Origin of the sequence: Parablautia muri, from assembly GCF_009917485.1 — a bacterium.
GTDB lineage: Bacteria > Bacillota > Clostridia > Lachnospirales > Lachnospiraceae > Suilimivivens > Suilimivivens muri.
The window spans coordinates 75,051-92,084 of the sequence record NZ_QZDT01000018.1 but is presented as its reverse complement, the minus strand read 5'-3'; the positions used below and the strand labels follow the sequence as shown (position 1 = coordinate 92,084).

General features: G+C 44.9%; 14 protein-coding genes. 1 reads left to right on the top strand and 13 read right to left on the bottom strand.

All coding sequences use genetic code 11. The features are described from left to right. Nucleotides 1–347: 347 nt before the first annotated feature. The 8 genes from D5281_RS12340 to D5281_RS12305 all read right to left on the bottom strand — a co-directional run bounded on the left by D5281_RS12340 (nucleotide 348) and on the right by D5281_RS12305 (nucleotide 9,078). Complete coding sequence (locus tag D5281_RS12340) at nucleotides 348–1,667, bottom strand: VapE domain-containing protein (protein ID WP_160560461.1); 1,320 nt, start codon at nucleotides 1,665–1,667, stop codon at nucleotides 348–350. Next, nucleotides 1,639–2,322, bottom strand: a complete 684-nt coding sequence (locus D5281_RS12335; protein WP_160560456.1) for a CHC2 zinc finger domain-containing protein — start codon at nucleotides 2,320–2,322, stop codon at nucleotides 1,639–1,641. Before D5281_RS12335 ends, D5281_RS12340 begins: the two co-directional genes overlap by 29 nt. Nucleotides 2,323–2,474: 152 nt before the next feature. After that, entirely contained in the window at nucleotides 2,475–3,002 is a 528-nt protein-coding gene (locus D5281_RS12330) for a site-specific integrase (protein ID WP_330584995.1), read from the bottom strand. A 95-nt stretch (nucleotides 3,003–3,097) separates the two neighbouring features. Next, on the bottom strand, nucleotides 3,098–4,693 hold the full coding sequence (locus tag D5281_RS12325; RefSeq protein ID WP_160560455.1) for a recombinase family protein: 1,596 nt from the start codon (nucleotides 4,691–4,693) through the stop codon (nucleotides 3,098–3,100). Continuing rightward, nucleotides 4,683–6,380, bottom strand: a complete 1,698-nt coding sequence (locus D5281_RS12320; protein ID WP_129178934.1) for a recombinase family protein — start codon at nucleotides 6,378–6,380, stop codon at nucleotides 4,683–4,685. Before D5281_RS12320 ends, D5281_RS12325 begins: the two co-directional genes overlap by 11 nt. 1 nt (nucleotide 6,381) lies before the next feature. Next, on the bottom strand, nucleotides 6,382–8,070 hold the full coding sequence (locus tag D5281_RS12315; RefSeq protein ID WP_160560454.1) for a recombinase family protein: 1,689 nt from the start codon (nucleotides 8,068–8,070) through the stop codon (nucleotides 6,382–6,384). Between the two features lie 197 nt (nucleotides 8,071–8,267). Next, nucleotides 8,268–8,516 carry a DUF6870 family protein gene (locus D5281_RS12310; RefSeq protein WP_129178932.1) on the bottom strand — a complete coding sequence of 83 codons (249 nt, stop codon included), beginning with the start codon at nucleotides 8,514–8,516 and terminating at the stop codon, nucleotides 8,268–8,270. Nucleotides 8,517–8,817: 301 nt separating this feature from the next. Then, nucleotides 8,818–9,078 carry a hypothetical protein gene (locus D5281_RS12305; RefSeq protein ID WP_129178931.1) on the bottom strand — a complete coding sequence of 87 codons (261 nt, stop codon included), beginning with the start codon at nucleotides 9,076–9,078 and terminating at the stop codon, nucleotides 8,818–8,820. A 442-nt stretch (nucleotides 9,079–9,520) separates the two neighbouring features. Here D5281_RS12305 and D5281_RS12300 point away from each other — a divergent pair, with 442 nt between their 5' ends. Continuing rightward, nucleotides 9,521–10,759 (top strand): IS110 family RNA-guided transposase, encoded by a 1,239-nt coding sequence (locus D5281_RS12300; protein WP_160560453.1) that lies wholly within the window; start codon nucleotides 9,521–9,523, stop codon nucleotides 10,757–10,759. 263 nt (nucleotides 10,760–11,022) lie between these two features. On the opposite strand, the gene D5281_RS12295 is transcribed toward D5281_RS12300, so the two are convergent. The 5 genes from D5281_RS12295 to D5281_RS12275 all read right to left on the bottom strand — a co-directional run bounded on the left by D5281_RS12295 (nucleotide 11,023) and on the right by D5281_RS12275 (nucleotide 17,030). Further along, nucleotides 11,023–11,358, bottom strand: a complete 336-nt coding sequence (locus D5281_RS12295) for a helix-turn-helix domain-containing protein (RefSeq protein WP_160556035.1) — start codon at nucleotides 11,356–11,358, stop codon at nucleotides 11,023–11,025. Nucleotides 11,359–11,785: 427 nt separating this feature from the next. After that, the gene (locus D5281_RS12290; RefSeq protein ID WP_129178930.1) at nucleotides 11,786–13,192 is read right to left on the bottom strand and encodes a cobyrinate a,c-diamide synthase; all 1,407 of its coding nucleotides are present in this window, start codon (nucleotides 13,190–13,192) and stop codon (nucleotides 11,786–11,788) included. Continuing rightward, nucleotides 13,183–15,240, bottom strand: a complete 2,058-nt coding sequence (gene cobK, locus D5281_RS12285) for a precorrin-6A reductase (protein WP_129178929.1) — start codon at nucleotides 15,238–15,240, stop codon at nucleotides 13,183–13,185. Before cobK ends, D5281_RS12290 begins: the two co-directional genes overlap by 10 nt. Further along, nucleotides 15,206–15,967: a precorrin-3B C(17)-methyltransferase gene (cobJ, locus tag D5281_RS12280; protein WP_129178928.1), complete on the bottom strand. Its 762-nt coding sequence runs from the start codon at nucleotides 15,965–15,967 to the stop codon at nucleotides 15,206–15,208. The genes cobK and cobJ overlap by 35 nt, the downstream gene beginning before the upstream one ends. After that, a complete protein-coding gene (locus D5281_RS12275) occupies nucleotides 15,957–17,030 on the bottom strand; it encodes a cobalt-precorrin 5A hydrolase (protein ID WP_129178927.1) in 1,074 nt (357 codons plus the stop codon). Before D5281_RS12275 ends, cobJ begins: the two co-directional genes overlap by 11 nt. Nucleotides 17,031–17,034 lie beyond the last annotated feature (4 nt).

Below are 17,034 nucleotides of genomic sequence, written 5' to 3'. Positions count from 1 at the left end.
TAGGAATTTCATTTATATTGGGCAGTGTCCTGGAAAATGTCAGGATTATATTTTCCTTTGCATAACATATTCCCATATCCATGATCCACTCCGATAATTATTTTTGTGCTGCTGTTAAATTTCTGCATATAAAATGCCCTCCTTAAATGCTCTGTTTACCTGTCCGTTTACACGTTTTGTTTACAAATACTCTTTTAAAAATTTTTCGTTTACACTGTTTACAAGTCCCCAAAGCCTTATGTTTACTGACTTTTCCTGTAAACCGATTTGTTTACTTTCCTGTCAACAAAAGCTTGTAAACAGAATTTGTAAACGAAGCCTAAAAAACTTTTTTCTTGTTTTCCAGCTTAATTTGTTTTGATATGATTCTGCCCTTTTGATTTTTCAAATGGAGTTGTTGTGCCTTCCGGTAATTTCTGAAATCCATTCTTATCCGTCACTCTCCGCCATCCTCTCTGCGTACCATATCCGGCAAACCTGTGGGAAGAAACTTTTTCCCAGCCGACAATACTATGGTTCATAACATTATTAATCTCTTTCAGTTCCCAATCTTTCGGCGTATCGTACTCATGATGAAATGCTTCTTTATAAATCATAATGCTGCACACATAATCTTCCAACAACTCGTCCAGCCATAACTGGATAATTCCTACTTTTGCATCCTCTGGCATGAATTCCTTCTGCATTTCTTTCAGATATTCCTCTGTGCCCCTTGATAATTTCAACTCGTGAAAACCATTCCGATATAATACCATCGCTTCTGCCCATGCCTGTCGGATATAGTCCCTTGCTTCTTTTTCATTCGCAAGAATATGTTTCTCCACTCTTTCAGGGTGTACCAGCACTGGCGCGAAGCGGCGGTTCCCTGTTCTGTCAAGTGGCAGAAAATCCATACTGTTAGAAGTTCCTACAAACAAACACTGTCTTGGTCTGTCCTCTGGGTGTGTTTCGTAGGGAATTTTATATGTTTCTTTCTGTCTGCTGATAAATGACTTGATATCTTCAATACTTTTAGCATTTACCGTTGCAATCATCTCCGACATTTCAATAATCCAATGCCCCTGCATTTTCCGGTAAACGTTATCATCCTCCATACGCTTTAAGTCGTCTGTAAACCATTCATCATTCATAGCAAGAAAACGAAAAAACGTGGATTTACCTGCTCCCTGCCCTCCTACAAGACATACCATAATTTCAAACTTACATCCCGGCTCATATACTCTATGGATTGCCGCCAGCATCAGAAGCCGCATAATTTCTTTTGTGTAACTATCATTATCTGCTCCCAAGTAACGCGGCAGAAGCTTATCTATACGCTGCTCTCCGTCCCACTCCAATCTTTCCAGACAGTCACGAATCGGATGATACCTGTTCTCGCTTGCCACAATATTTAATGCCTTATTGATGATACGGTCATTTTTGAGTCCATAGTTCTTGTCCAAATACCATTGAATCTGATAAACATCTGTATCTGTCACACTGGAAGATGTCCGCTGCCATCCCAGACTGCCGACAACATCAATCTTCCCTGATAATTCATTCTTGCGGATTGTGCCCTTTAAAACCGGATCACGATGGAACACTATCATGCAGTTATTAATTGTCTGACAAATATATCCTTTCTCACTTTTCGCCAAGTCAAAGCGCACATCTTCCACGCTGCTCATCTCGGCATCCAACACTTCCCCGACTTTCTTCCATGATTCGCTTTCCACTGCTTCTGACTCTTTGGACAAGTTTCTCCACCTCCCTCCTGTTTTTCATAAATAATTCCTGCTTTTCTGCTGTTTCTCCTATACACAGAATATCCATCCAGTAATTTATAATCGGCACCGCATGAAGTATCTGCGCATAATCGTCCGAAAAAACATTATCTGGCGGTTTATTCCGTAAGAAATTTTCTGCCTTCTCTACTTCCAGCAAACAATCCCTTAATATATCAATACTTTGATTACACCACTTCTTAAAACGCTCTTTGATATGTATAATTCGTTCTCTTTCCGCCTTTTCTTTTTTAATCCGTGCTTTCTCCTGTTCGTTGAACATCACTTTGCCTCTAACTGATATTGGCAGTTGAAAATCCTCTATCAGCTTTAACACCGCATCATACTGTGACAGTCCATGCATACGCAAAACATAATCAATCACATCTCCACCGACACCGCAGGCAAAGCAGTAATAATTCTTATCAATCTTCATGCTTGGGCGCTTATCATCATGGAAAGGACAACAAGCAATCCCTTTTCTCCTGACTTTCAGACCATAATATTCCGCTGCCTGCCTTGCTGTCAGATATTCCTTTACTTCACTAAAAATGGACAAAATAAAAGCTCCTTCCTTTGATTTTAGGTATCAAAAGCAATCCACAAAAATCTATGGAAATTACATTTGCACCATTGTCGAAAGACCGAAGCTTTGCTATACTATATTTGCTAGATAGAGTACAGTAAAGCTTGGCTAAAGCTATGCTTTCACTACTCAGATATGCCCTTGTTACCAGCAGGGGCATTTTCCTTATCATCACTGTCATCTGCAATCAGCTTATCCAACAGTGAAGCAACTTTTTTCTGCTCACTTGGATATAAATGACCATATGTATTGAGCGTAATCTTAATATCCTTATGCCCTAACCGTTCTTTAATAATCAGCGGCTGGACCCCCTGCTTGATTAAATATGCGCAATGGCTGTGCCTAAGGGAATGCACATCAATTTTTTTCACCCCTGCCTTATCAATATGTCTTTTCATGGTATGCTGCACTGCCTCTGCAACCACTGGAAACAGCCTTTCATTTTTGGGATACTGATACAGCCTGTTCCAATAGTCTTTAATTTCATTCACAAGAAATACAGGTATTTCTATTGTCCGCACAGAATCATCTGTCTTAGGCTCTGTAATAATATCTGTCCTGTTCATACGGTAATAGGTTTTGGTAATATGAATTTGACAGTTTTCCAAATCAATATCTTCCATAGACAACGCAAGCATTTCTGCTTTTGTCAAGCAAAATCTAAAAAAATAATATTTTATTTTTCAACAGAAAAGACACCACAGAACCAGCTCCATGATGTCTTTCCCACATTATTTCCTACACTACTTTATTCCAGCGTAACCACTTCTTTCTCCCTGGCTATTTCAGGAAAGAACCAGTCATCCATCTTCCATACAATCTCTATCCTCTCCTCGCTGTAAACCTGCACACTGTCTATCACAGTAACCAATCTACCTTTATCGAAAGTTTCAAGCGATTCCAAACCTTCCAGCTCCGCCTCCCTCTCTTTCATATGCAGCATCTGTTCCCTGACCTTCATGATCTCCTCTTTCAGCTCCGGTATCCTTTTTTCTATTTCCAGAATCCGGCTGGCTGTGTTTTCATATTCCTTCCGGTACTGTTCCTTTGTGATCCTTCCAGAACGGTAATCTTCATAAAGCCTGAGTTTTCTTGATGACAGTCTCTTTTTCTCTGCTTCCAGCTTCCCTGTTTCTTCCTCAATAGCCGCTGTCTCTGCCCATTCCTTTTTCTTCCTGGACACCTCTGCCGCCACCATTCCTGCCATAGTGCGGGTACAGGACAATACAGCATTTTCCAGCCGCTCCCTGTCCACATGGATTGTCCTGCATTCCGCAATGCCTGAAAATGCAGCCTGCCCGCACCGGTAGGCGTTTCCCCAGCTGGTCAGCGTAAGCCGCCTCCCACAATACGGGCAGATAAGGATCGGCTGGGGCTTCCGTCCTGCCGGTACATTTTTCTTCTCATGCGTGAACGCCTTTGCATTTGCCATGTCAAAAAGCTCCTGTGATACAAGAGGTTTATGCGTACCTTCCATGATGGTCCATTCAGACCTGTCATTTTTAACCTGCCGCTTTGAACCGACTGCCGCCTGCCTTGTTTTATTCCAGATGGTCTTTCCAAGATAGACCTCGTTCTTCAGCATATCGCCAATAGTGGTAATGGTCCACAGTTTCTTCTCTTTTTCCTTATGGCTTTTCCTTTTCAGTCCTATCTTCTGGAAATGCTCCATACAGGTGGGTATCCCCTGCTCATTCAGGAACCGTGCAATCTCCGGCTTCTTCTTCCCTTCCGCTGCCATTGTGAATATCATCCGCACAACTTCCGCTGCTTCTTTATCAGGGATGAGTTGGTGCACATTTTCCGGGTTCTTTAAGTAACCGTAAGGTGCAAACGCACCCATATATTCACCACGGGCGGCTCTTGTCCCCATTGCGCTCGTAACCTTTTTTGATAAATCCCGGCTGTACATGGAATTGATGATGTTTTTCAGTGCAACGCTCATCCCCCCTGTCATCCCCATGCAGTCCTCACTGTCAAACTGGTCGTTTACGGAAATGAACCGTATCCCAAGCAGCGGGAATATCCGTTCAAGGTAATTGCCTGTCTCCAAATGGTCCCTGCCAAACCTTGAAAAATCTTTGACGATGATGCAGCCTATCTTCCCGCTTTTTGCGTCATCCATCATCCTCCGGAAAGCCGGCCTTTGGAAATTTGTGCCGGAGAATCCGTCATCCACATACTCCAGTGCATCTGTCGGGGCGGGAAGATTATTCCGCTGCATATAATCCCTGATCAGAATCCTCTGCGCTGCCACGCTGTTGCTCTCTGCTTTTACAATACCGTCAACATTGTTATCTTCATCAGAAAGGCGGATATAGATTGCAGTCTTTTTATTGCCCATTATCTGCAGCCTCCCTTTCCTTTGTATATGCCACCAGTTCCTCCAGCATATCGTCATAAACCAGATGCACGGTTGCTTTCCCTGCTGAAAAAATTTCAATCTTTTCCACAAACGCATCCACCATCTTTTTTGTCAGGTGCCGGATATTCCGGTACTTTTCAATTGCTGCTTCCCAGTCCTGGTCTGCACAGTAATTCCTGTCATATTTTTTCTGGTATTCTGTAACTTCATTTGTCCTTTTCCTCAGTTCCGTTTCCCTGGCTGCATCTTTATCTGCAAAGGCTTCATACTGCTGCGCATCAATCAGCCGCTCCGCATAATCTTCATATAAATGCTGCCTGTGTGCCGCCACCTTTTCCATTTCATGGTGCAGGCTCTGTATCTCTTTTGTCAGCACATCATACTTTTTCATGCTCTCCGTTTTCCGGTTCATCCGCCTTAACATTTCCATGCTGTCAACATATATATTCATATGGACACGGATTACACGGAGGACTTCATCATTGACCGCACTTTCATAAACACTTTTCCTGCTGCATCCTTTTTTTGTCTGGTGTCCCCCGCATACAAAGCAGGCTGTCCCGTTCGGGTTTTTAATAAGGTACATGGTTGCCCCGCAGTCGCCGCACACGATTTTCTTTTTATAGAAGTTCCGGCAGGCAAGCTCGCCCTGGTTTTTCTTCCCATACTTCGGGGAATTTTCATGTATCTTCTTTAACCTTTCCTGCGCTTTGAGGTACAGTGCCCTCGGCACGACTGGTTCATGGGTGTCCTCCACGATGATCCAGTTTTCTTCCGGCTCCCTCCACTGCTTTTTTTCCGCGAAGCCATCCCTGCCATGCTCGTTATGCCTGCTGTCACCTGCATAATAAGGGTTGCAGAGCATCCGCGCGATGGTATGCCCTTTCCAGATGGCGTCATAATTCCGGGGCAGTTCCTTTGTCCTTTTGAAATGCTTGTATGCTTTCGGCCCGACCACGCCGTCCTCATTCAGGGTTTTTGCTATCTGCGCATATCCCATCCCCTCATTCACAAACATCTCAAAAATGCGTGCCACCACAGGGGCAGTATCCGGGTCAGCTATGATATGGTGCCTGTCCATCGGGTCACTCATAAGCCCGTAGGCAAGGTTCCCACAGACATTGCTGCCCTTTTTCCAGTGGGAACGGTAAGACGCCCTGATCTTTTTCGCCAGATCCTTTGAGTAGAACTCGTTGAAGATATTGGCCATGCACACGGAAAGGTCTGCGCCCTCCCTGATGGAATCATAACCGTCCGTCACAGCAATAAACCGCACCTCAAAGAACGGGAATACCCTCTCCACATAATTGCCGGCCTCCACATAGTTCCTCCCCAGCCGGGACAGGTCCTTTACGACCACGCAGTTGATGCGCCCGTCCCTGATGTCACGCATCATTTCCTCAAATCCGTCCCTTTCAAAATTTGTCCCTGTCTTGGAAACATCCATATATTCACATTCCACTACAATATCATCTGCACCCTCCACGAAATTTTTTAAAAGCCCCATCTGGTTCTCTATGGTCCCCCGTTCCTTATCTGCCCCGCTTTCAAGGGAGAGCCGCGCGTACAGCCCTGCCCTGAATACGGGCTTTTCTTCCTTTACAGCCGGTGTCACTTCTGCTTTCCCCATATTGACAAAACCGGCTTTCCTTGATTTCCTTGCCATATCACACGACCTCCCTTTCCTGGATAGTTACCCTCCCGTTTTCCCCCGTGCATACCGTACACCCGGCGGACTGTATCCGGCGGAGCGCAGACTGGAAACAGTCCTGAAAATTAAAATCTATCTCAATATGGTCCTTATCAAACACCCTTACCCTGTCGATCAGTTCCACTGCTGCCATCCTGCTTAATCCGCTGATGTTCTGGTACTCCTTAAAATAATGGAGCCATTCATATTTATCCGTCTTAGCCTCCATCACATCCTGTATTGCGTGGCGGATTTTCCAGACTGCCTCCTCTGCTTTCTTTCTCCTGCTGTTGTAGCCTTCATACAGTTCCGCATAATCTTCTTTGGAAACAATCCCGTCCTTCAGGTCCTCATACAGCATGTCCCGGAGTTCCCGGCACCGCCTTATCTCCTGTTCTTTTGCCTCCTTCTGTCTTTCCAGTTCCTTTATCTCCAGTTCCTGAAATGGCACTGTGTCGATATATTCCAGGATTCTCCCGGTATCAAGGACGTTTGCAATATGCGCCTTAAGCACCTCAAAAACAAGGCTTTCCAGCTTTTCCTTCGGGATTCGGTGTGTCCCGCACTCCTTTGTCGCCGCATTTTTGGAGCAGATATAATAGGAATAAACCTTCCCGCCTGCCGGGACATTCCGTTTGATCATGGCTGCACCGCAGCCTGCACACACTGCCAGTCCCGACAGTACATAGACTTCATCCTCATTCGGCGATGTCCTTGTGTCCATCCCGAGGAGCCTCTGGACAATGGCAAATTCCCTTTTACTTACGATAGGCTCATGGCTGTCCTCTATCCTGATCCATTCCTCTTTGGGCTTATCCACAATCTTCTTGATCTTATGGTTTGGCGTGGAATACCTGCCCTGCACCAGTGTCCCAACATAGACCTCATTTTCAAGTATCCTGCGGACAGACATGGAACTCCACTCTGCCTGCTCATGCGTCTTAAAATTGTCCTGGATACGGATGCCGAGGCTGTGCTTGTATTCCATTGGTGACAATATGCCTTTCCCGTTCAGGCGCTCCGCAATGGCAGCCTGGCTCATTCCACTGAGCTTCATGCGGAATATATCCTTTACCACACCCGCTGCATATAAATCAGGAACCAGCCTGTTCCGGTCATTTTCATCCTTTTTGTAGCCATAGGGTGTAAATGCGCCTGTATATTCGCCATTTTTCCGCTTCACTTCCAGATGGCTGCGTATTTTTATGGAAATGTCCCGGCAGTAGGCGTCATTCATTAAATTTTTGAATGGGACGACAATGTCATCCCTCCCGCTTTCTTCCTTACTGTCAATATGGTCATTGACCGCAATAAAGCGCACGCCAAGGGCCGGGAACAGCCTTTCGATATACTTCCCGGAATCAATATACTCCCTCCCGAAACGTGACAGGTCTTTTACGACCACACAGTCAACCGCTCCCTTTCTGATGTCCTCCATCATCATCTGGAAACCGGGACGCTCAAAATTAGAGCCGCTGTAACCGTCGTCCACACGCTCGGAAACCACTATAATGTCATCTTTGTCTTTCAGGAAATCCCTGATGAGATCCTTCTGGTTGGAAATGCTGTTGCTCTCCGCCTTTGCTGTGCCGGCAACATCGCCATCTTCCTTGGAAAGCCTTACATAGATGGCTGCATGGTAGATTCTGTCTACTGTCTTACCCATATGCGTAATCCTCCTTAAACCTTAAACTGTTAAGCAGGACAAACGCCAGTAAACATATATTAGATTTGATGCTGATATGGGTGCGCCCTTCCCGCGGGACACCCCTCTGCCTTTCCTCAGATTAAATCTTACCATAAACTGCTGCATTTTTCCACTGCTTTTTACAAAATTTCATCAACTTCTATATTAGCCTTCCGTCATCCCATTAGGAGCAGCCCCTCAAAGGCATCCTCGAAGCTCACCCCGTTATTTGCAAACCGTATCCTGACCATCGTAGAGCCAACCTTTACAAGGTAGGGGTTGCCGACTTTCCCAAGGTACTGTTTCTTTTTTTCCTCCACTGTCTTTCCCCGGTCGATCCTTATTTTGCTTATGTCCTTTAACTCCTCTATCTTTACGTTGTCAAAATCCTGTCCCAAAAATTTCCTGTGCTCCTCCGCAGTCATGCAGACACCTCCCGATAAAAAACAACGGACACCACGCTTCGCGGGTTGTCCTTATGTTAAACAACAGATAGCACGCTTTGCGGACTATCCTTATGTTAATAGAATCCATCCCCTGATGCTGTATCTTATCTGACACAATGTATTTTGTCCTGTCTGATATATCCTTTTATCTGGTGTTTCCCTGCCCTGATGCCTAATGCCTCTGCAATCCGGTACCGTAAAAATATGTATGCACCTTACCTTTTCTCTAAAATCTGTATCCAAATCTTACTTTATCCGCAAAGTAATTCCCACACGCCATTCAGGAAACCATGCTGCATATACATACAGCACATCCCCTGCCATGTTTTTTCATTTTCTCTCCCCCGGTGTGGGACGGAATATGCAGGACCGCCCGGCATGGCTGCCTGAATACCCTGCAGCCCCCTTTCACGCCACAGCTATCCCCGGACGCCGCCCCGGCTGCCGTGTTCTCCGGCAGAGGTATCATTATCACCCGGATTTCAAGACAGCCTGCCAGCGCTGCCCCATGCCGGGAATGCCGCTCATATTTTTCCTTCATCTGTTACGATCCCTCGTTCCACCTGCATCAAAGTCCTGCCACATACTCTTAAGCAGGCAAATATTTCTCCGCGAAGCTCTCCCCTCATCATCTTCCAATGTCCCGGATGTTTTGTGTCCTTACATACTGATATTCCGTTCCGGCAGATAAAAACTGCCAGAACATTTATTGTCAACGAATCATGAAGTGTTATCATAGCCTATAATGAAAATAGGAGGGGCTGGCTCCACTACTGTTTTAGCTTCCTGTCTTGATTTATAATAGTTTTAGGCAGGATTAAGTTTGGACGCACCTTGGAGGATCTGCACCCCGTTTGTCAACGTAAATGTTTTGCCCTTGAGCACAGCATATTGTCGCGCCTTATATGGTTAGCACGAGTAGCAAAGTCCGTATTACCTCGGGCAAATCTCCTGCCCATTCTATTGCAAAGGAGATACTCTGTATGAAAGACCTTCTGGAAATTTCTTGTGGGCTGGATGTCCACAAAGATAAAATTGTTGCCTGTATCCTGACTGGCCCTTTGGGTAAGCCGACAAACTCTGAAATCCGGGAGTTTACCACCTTAATACCGGATATGATTGCTTTACGGGACTGGATTGTTTCTCAAAACTGCCATCATGTTGCTATGGAAAGCACAGGTATTTACTGGATGCCTATTTATGAAATACTCGAAGAAGCGTTTGGCGGCGATATTACTTTGCTGGTTGTAAACGCACGCCATATGAAGAACGTCCCTGGCAAGAAAACAGACATGCGGGATTCCGAATGGATTTCCACCCTGCTACGTGCCGGGCTATTGAATGGCAGCTTTATTCCAGAAAAAAGAATCCGGGAGTTCCGTGATTTAAACCGTTATCGTAAGAGCGTCATCCGTGATATCACATCCCAGAAAAACAGGGTTGAGAAGTTCCTGCAAAGCTCTGGCTTTCGCCTTTCCTCTTTTATTTCTGATATCTTTGGCGCTTCCGGCAGGAACATCATCCGGCATCTCACTGAGCATGGACAGATTGATCGGTCTGCTTTGGATTCCTGCTTAAAAACAAAGACAAGAAACCGTATAGATGAAATCCTCATGTCCGTAAATGGAACCCTGTCAGAACATCAAAAAGCCTTCCTGAAGATTCTTATGGACCATTATGATTCCTTAAAAGAACATCTTGCCGAAATCGAGAAGAGCCTTGAGGCGGACATGTCCCCATTTGCCTTGCAGGTGGAGCAGTTAAGCAGCATTTATGGAATCAGCACAACGGCTTCCTGCGCAATCATTGCTGAGATCGGCATTGACATGAAGCCGTTCAAAACTGCGGAGCATATCTGCTCATGGGCAGGTCTGTGCCCGGGCAATAATGAAAGCGCAGGGAAACGTAAAAGCACATCCGTCACCAAAGGCAACCCTTACATAAAAAGTATGCTTTGCGAAATTGCCTGGGTAATCGCCGGAAAACGCAATACCTATCTGTCCGCCTGGTATTGGAGAATCAAACAGAAGAAAGGGGCTAAAAAAGCTATTGTTGCCCTTGCAAGAAAACTTCTTGTAATTATTTACACCATGCTAAAGCAAGGCACTCTTTTCGATGAATCCTGTTTTGAAGCCAGACGTAAAAGCTGCGAACAAAAACAGCTTTCCCGATACATACGTGAATTAGAGAAGCATGGCTACCATGTGGAAGCACAAGCCTGATTTTTTTGTAATACCAATATTTCACTGTCGGCAGCCATTTTTACGACTGCTTTATTGTGATGCTTCTATGATTGTTGAAAACATTTGTTGTCAAGGTTCAGTTCTTGGCTACGAGTTTTATTTTCGTAGCAAGGTCCGCTGTCTGTCTATATGTTTATAGAATTTATCTTCATGGTAAATTTTCAGCCTGCGGTTACAGACCTGCCCAAAGCCACTCTATGAAAAGAATATATTCAGGCAGACCGGCAACAGCCGGTTTCCCCCTATTTTATCGCTTTTATGTTCTGTGCCATGTACTCCAGAACCTGCACCAAAAACACCGCCTGCGACTCTGTGCTTTCCAGAAATACCTTCTGTGCCCTTGCTGTGCAGTCCCCCTTTACGCTTCCTGTCATATCCCTTATGACAATATCCGCCTCCAGCGCTGCTATCATCTTCCGGTATGTCTGGATTCCGGGCTGCCGGTTCCCGGCCTCAATCTTTTTCAGATGGGATTCACTTATGCCAACTGCCTCTGACAGTTCCATCCTGCTCATACCCTTTGTTTCACGCAGCTTTTTAACTGTAATCCCCAAGTTTGTACCTTCCATACTTATCATCCTGTCCCTCCTGACTGGTGTGTCCATTATAAAGTTGTAATTGTTATTTGAAAAGGGACTGGTTGTGTCCTTTTTTCGTAAACGGGACAGTTCAAGCCTTTCAACTGTTTCCGCTCTTTTTCGCTTACACCATCCGCCCTTTGTCAACATTATTTGCTTATTTCCGCAGACGTTTCCCTAATTATGTCGAACGATTTTTACTTCTATATACAACAAAGGCGTCTATTGGTGTCTTCCAATAAACGCCTCCTCATCAAACTATGACTTATTTATCTTCCAATCTGTGCTGTCTGTATGCGACTTCATTCATTGCATCAAAGTGAATCTTTAAACGCCCAGGTCAGTAATCACATTTTCTAATGATTAATCTACTCTGATATGTCTATGCAATAGATACTACATAGTACTGATATTTACAAAAAGCAAATCATTTATATCCTGCTTCCATTGTTCTTTTATACCATGATGCTTTTTCAACAAATGACCAGGCAAATTCCGGATTGGATGGATAATACAAATGCGGAAAACCTATCCAGTAATTTTCTCCTGCCATAATACAGGAATAACTCTTGCCCGTTACCGGTTTTACAGCCACTGCCCCATTTCCATTATCCGTACTGTCAAAATAGTGAAACTCGTGGCCTTTGATTCTTTTCCCCTTTGACAGAAAAAAGCTTACCTCTTCCTGTATTTCAATATAGCCAAAGCGTACCAGTCTGTCCGTGTAAACACACTTTCCCGGTATTACCCCTGCCATGGCATAACTTATTCCATCTTTACCTGTCAGGGAAGAATGCAGATACATAAAACCACCACACTCTGCCACTATGGGCATTCCCTTTTCCACTGCCTGCCGAATTGCCTTGTGCATACTATGATTTAAACTCAGTTTTTCTGCATACAGTTCCGGATAACCGCCTCCAAGTAAAATACCATGGCATTCTTGCGGCAATTCCTGATCCCAAATGGGAGAAAAATATTTTATTTCTGCTCCGCTTTTCTCAAGCAGCAAGAGATTTTCTCTGTAATAAAAACAAAATGCCTCATCTTTTGCTACTGCAATTACAGGCTTATCTTTTGGAAGGGCTATTTCTTCCGGAAGATAAATATCTTCCGTATGCTCTTTGTCAATGTCTAATTCTTCCGCGCTTTCCGCTATTTCCATGATTGTGGAAACAGAGACTGTATTTTCCAGTCTTTCAGCCATCTTTTGCAGTTTTTCCTTTATCCCGTTAAGTTCCTGCGGCATGACCAGTCCCAAATGTCGGCTCTCAATACATAAATCCTTTGCTTCCGGAATAAAGCCTAAAACAGGAATCTGTAATTCCTCTTCTATCAGCGGTTTTACCGTCTTATAATACCTTTCTGATATCCTGTTCAATAGTACCCCTTTGATCAGCCGCTCCTTATCATAAAGTAAAAATCCGGCAAGCAGAGGAATCATAGACCGGACTCCCATTCCTTTCACATCTGTCACAAGTACAATGGGTGTTTTCGTCACTTTTGCCAGATGATAGGAGGAACCCTCTTCCCGGCTTCCACCCAATCCATCAAACAGTCCCATAACTCCTTCCAAGACTGCAATATTTTCTTCTTTTGCGCTGCCTGCCAAAATCCCTTTGGTTTCTTCTTCCCCTGTAAAAAATGTATCCAGATTTCCTGCTGGTACACCCAACGCTTTTTCATGGAACATAGGATCAATATAATCCGGGCCGCATTTATAAGAAAGCACTTTTTCTCCCCTGTTCTTTAAGGCCTGTAACAGGGCACAGGTAATCATCGTTTTTCCGCTTCCACTCTTTGGTGCGGCAATCATGGCTCTCCTTAATTGCATGATGCACCTCCGCCAAAGCCAAAGGAACAGAGCCAGATAGGATTTTCCGCCTGCATTAAATGATAATTTCCTACCTCTCTTGCCCGGCTTACCTGTAACTGCACAATTTCTTCTCCCTTTACCGGAAAGCTTGACAGCACTTCCCATATTTCACAGATTGTTTCCAGGCTGACTGCGCTTATCACAATACGCATCCACGGATTAAGCCGATATAATGATTGCAGTATTTCTTTCATTCTTCCTCCGCTTCCTCCTATAAACGCATGTGTCGCTGCCGGAAGTCCCACAAGACCTTCCGGTGCTGTCCCTTCGATTACTGTTATGTTCTGCAGCCCATGTTTCACTTTGTTTTTTTCGATCAGGGAAACCGCTTCCCGCTTTTTCTCCAGGGCATATACCTGTATCTCATCAGAAAGCCCCGCGATCTCCACCGCAACCGAACCGGTGCCGCTACCAATATCATAAACCACTGCATTTTCCAAAAGCCGCAGTTTACAGATGGCAACTTCCCTTACCTCCTCTTTCGTCATAGGGACATTATCTCTGATAAACGCTTCATCCATAATCCCATGCGTAAGCCTCCTTTTTTCTGCACAGGGATTTTTCACAAAACACGTATACAGCCCCTCTTCCCTCAGCTTGCTGCATTCAGACGGTGTGTGCCTTTCAATCCGCTGCGCTTCATAAGACAACTGATATCCGGTTATGACCTCACATTCTGTCAGTTCTGCTTCCATAAGCAGTTTCCCCAGCCGGTTCACATCTTTCACTCCGGAAGTCAGCAGAAAAGTTTTCGGGCTGTTTTTGATCTTCCGTTCCAGATTACACAGCTCCTTTCCGTGCATACTGTAAACGGACGCATCATGATAGCTTTCCCCAATACAAGCAGCCAGATAAGATACCGAAGAAACCCCCGGCATAATATGCAGAAAAGCCCTAAGCCTTCCGTCCCTGATTTCCCTGTCCAGTGCCTCATACAGCCGCCTGCACCCACTATAAAAACCACTGTCGCCGGACATAAGAATCACAATATTTCTATTTTCTGAGAGAACTGTTTCCCTCTGTAGTCCTTCCAGATATGGAATAATCTGCTCAGCCTGATAAAAAGGATGTTTTTCAATCTTTGGCTGATAACGTGACAGCATTCTTTCCGCACCTAACAGAATATCAGCTTCCTTTATTGCCTCACGGACTTCTCCTGTCACTCCGCTTTCACTGCCCATGCCTATACCGGCAAGAATAATCCGCATCTGCCCCCTGAAAGGAATCCTTTGTCCGCAGATTTTTTCCAGTTCTCTTCCAACCTCAAAGAAAGAATACCCTTCTTCTCCTTCTGGACGTCCTATCACAAATACCTGTATTCCTGCTCTCCTGGCTGCTTCCAGCTTTTCCCCGTATCCGCCGGACACTCCGCTTTCTTTTGTGACCAGATAAGAAATATGGTATTGATGGATCATTGCCTCATTCATCAATGCTGAAAATGGTCCTTGCATAGCAATAATCTGTTTTCCGCATATTCCCTGCTCCATGCACGCAGAAAGGCTCTCCATGCTGGGAAGCACCCTGACGTAAAGCCTGTTTTTTATTTCCTCAAACACACAAAAATCTGACAGTTCCTTGCTTCCTGTAGTAAGAAGAATATTTCCCTCCGTATCTTTCAGCGCCATTGCGCAGTCCCTGCTTGTCTCAAAAAAGGTCAGGTCGCCGCCCTCCGGCATTTTCTCTTCCTCTCTTTTCAGCCGCAGATAAGATATTGTTTTTCCCATATCCTTAAGCTCTTTTACAGCCTCTTTGATATTCCGGGTAACAATCTCAGCATAAGGGTGTGTTGCATCTATTACCGCCTCATAGTTCTCTTTGAAAAGAAATTCCCTGATTTCTTCCTGTGCCATTCTCCCTTGCTGCACTGTTACAAGGGGATTTGGGTTCAATACATGCTCCCCATATTCTGTTGCCACACAGAGCGTATGGCTTATCCCTGCCTCCACAAGGCATTCTGATAATCTTCTCCCTTCAGTTGTTCCCGCAAATATCAGTATTTTTTTCAATCTTATAGCCTCTCCTTGTGACAAATTTCCCATTTATGTTCTCCGAGCCGGAACTTCCAATAAATACCGTGGTAAACATATTTACTTCCCTCTCTTTTAACTGCTTTAAGGTACAGATATTTGCCCTCGTCCCTTCTCTTCCAATATTCTCAACATAACCGCAGATACGTTCCTCCTCTATGCGGCGAAGCAGGATATCACAGGCCCGCATCAGATAATCTTTTCTTTTATGGCTGGAGGGGTTATAAAGCACAATGACAAAATCACCTGCTGCGGCTGCTTCAAGCCTTTTTTCAATCTTCTCCCATGGTGTCAGCAAATCGCTTAAGCTGACCACACAAAAATCATGATTAAGAGGCGCTCCCAGGACTGCTGCACCGCTGCTTGCCGCCGTAATTCCTGCAATAACGAAAAGTTCTGTTTCCGGATATTCTCTTCCAATCTCGTACATCAACGATGCCAGTCCATAAATCCCTGCGTCTCCGCTGCAGACAAGCGCTGCTTTTTTCCCTTTTTCCGCTTCCTCAAAACACAGCCTGCACCGCTCCTTTTCCTGACGCATAGGGGTAGATAACAGTTCTTTCCCCTGAAAACGCTGTCCAAGCAGCTTCAGATAGGTAGTATAGCCGACAATGACATCTGCCTGTTCAAGCGCATAGACTGCCTCCCCTGTCATCATTTCTTCCCTACCCGGCCCCATTCCTACAATATAGATTTCATTCTTCATCGAAACGCACCTCCCACTCTCTTTTTGCCACCGCAATGGTCATTCCATTTTCCGCGTACTTTGGAGTGATGAGTTTCCCTTTGCCCCCACAGGCTTTCAACGCCGCTCTTTCACACACATTATCGATCCCTGTCTTTTCCCTGACAAAAGAAGAACCTGTAAAGTTTCCTTTTACCTCCTGCAATTCTTCTGCGGTATAAGTCAGAAAGGGAAGCCCCTCCTTATCGCACCAGCAAACGATTCCCTGTTCCCCGCTTTTTAATGAAATGGAAGCAACTGCATAAACCCGGGCGGCAGTGATACCCAATTCTTCCATTTTCTTTGTAACAAAAGCATTAATTTCCTCTATACCCTTTCCCTTTTTACAGCCCAGCCCTATCACATACTCCCTGGGCCTGAGCACAAGAGCTGCATCAAATTTACCTTCTTTTGAAGTAATCAAAACATCAACAAATCCTTCCGGCGGATAAACTGCGAGGCGGACGTCTGGGTGAAGACAGCTTTTCCCATCTCCGTGTCCCGGCTCTATGGAGATATTTATTGCTTCCCCCGCCAGCACTTTTGACGATACTTTAACAATTCCTTCCTTATTCTCAATAAAGAAATTGTTTCTTTTGGCAAACAAATCCACCGCAAACTTTTTATTGATATCTGTTGCTGTAGTGATTACCGGCTCCGCTCCTGTTTTTCCGGCAAGATCATATGCCAGTTCATTTGCGCCGCCCACATGACCGGAGATGAGCGGAATCACATATCTGCCCCTCTCGTCCATTACCAACACAGGAACATCATGCAGCTTATCCGTAAGGGAAGGGGCGATTGCCCTGACCGCAATTCCACAGGCGCCGATAAACAGCAGTGCATTTTTCTCCTGCATTTGTTCTTTTGCCCAGTCTCCTACCGATTTTTCCACAAACAAAACTGGAGAAACAGCACTATTCTTTCTACATGCCTCACATCTCGTAAATAAATGTGCTTCTGTTTTATCTTCTTTCAACAGATCCGCAATACGTTCCGAAAGCCTTTTTCCATTTTCCGTAAAACTGATAATACTTAATCTCATGACT

Excerpts from the sequence above, each read along its gene's own strand:
- D5281_RS12340 (WP_160560461.1), bottom strand. The coding sequence starts at position 1,667 with ATGAGCAGCGTGGAAGATGTGCGCTTTGACTTGGCGAAAAGTGAGAAA.
- D5281_RS12325 (WP_160560455.1), bottom strand. The coding sequence starts at position 4,693 with ATGGGCAATAAAAAGACTGCAATCTATATCCGCCTTTCTGATGAAGAT.
- D5281_RS12320 (WP_129178934.1), bottom strand. The coding sequence starts at position 6,380 with ATGGCAAGGAAATCAAGGAAAGCCGGTTTTGTCAATATGGGGAAAGCA.
- D5281_RS12315 (WP_160560454.1), bottom strand. The coding sequence starts at position 8,070 with ATGGGTAAGACAGTAGACAGAATCTACCATGCAGCCATCTATGTAAGG.
- D5281_RS12310 (WP_129178932.1), bottom strand. The coding sequence starts at position 8,516 with ATGACTGCGGAGGAGCACAGGAAATTTTTGGGACAGGATTTTGACAAC.
- D5281_RS12305 (WP_129178931.1), bottom strand. The coding sequence starts at position 9,078 with ATGAAGGAAAAATATGAGCGGCATTCCCGGCATGGGGCAGCGCTGGCA.
- D5281_RS12300 (WP_160560453.1), top strand. The coding sequence starts at position 9,521 with ATGAAAGACCTTCTGGAAATTTCTTGTGGGCTGGATGTCCACAAAGAT.
- D5281_RS12295 (WP_160556035.1), bottom strand. The coding sequence starts at position 11,358 with ATGATAAGTATGGAAGGTACAAACTTGGGGATTACAGTTAAAAAGCTG.
- D5281_RS12290 (WP_129178930.1), bottom strand. The coding sequence starts at position 13,192 with ATGCAATTAAGGAGAGCCATGATTGCCGCACCAAAGAGTGGAAGCGGA.
- cobJ (WP_129178928.1), bottom strand. The coding sequence starts at position 15,967 with ATGAAGAATGAAATCTATATTGTAGGAATGGGGCCGGGTAGGGAAGAA.
- D5281_RS12275 (WP_129178927.1), bottom strand. The coding sequence starts at position 17,030 with ATGAGATTAAGTATTATCAGTTTTACGGAAAATGGAAAAAGGCTTTCG.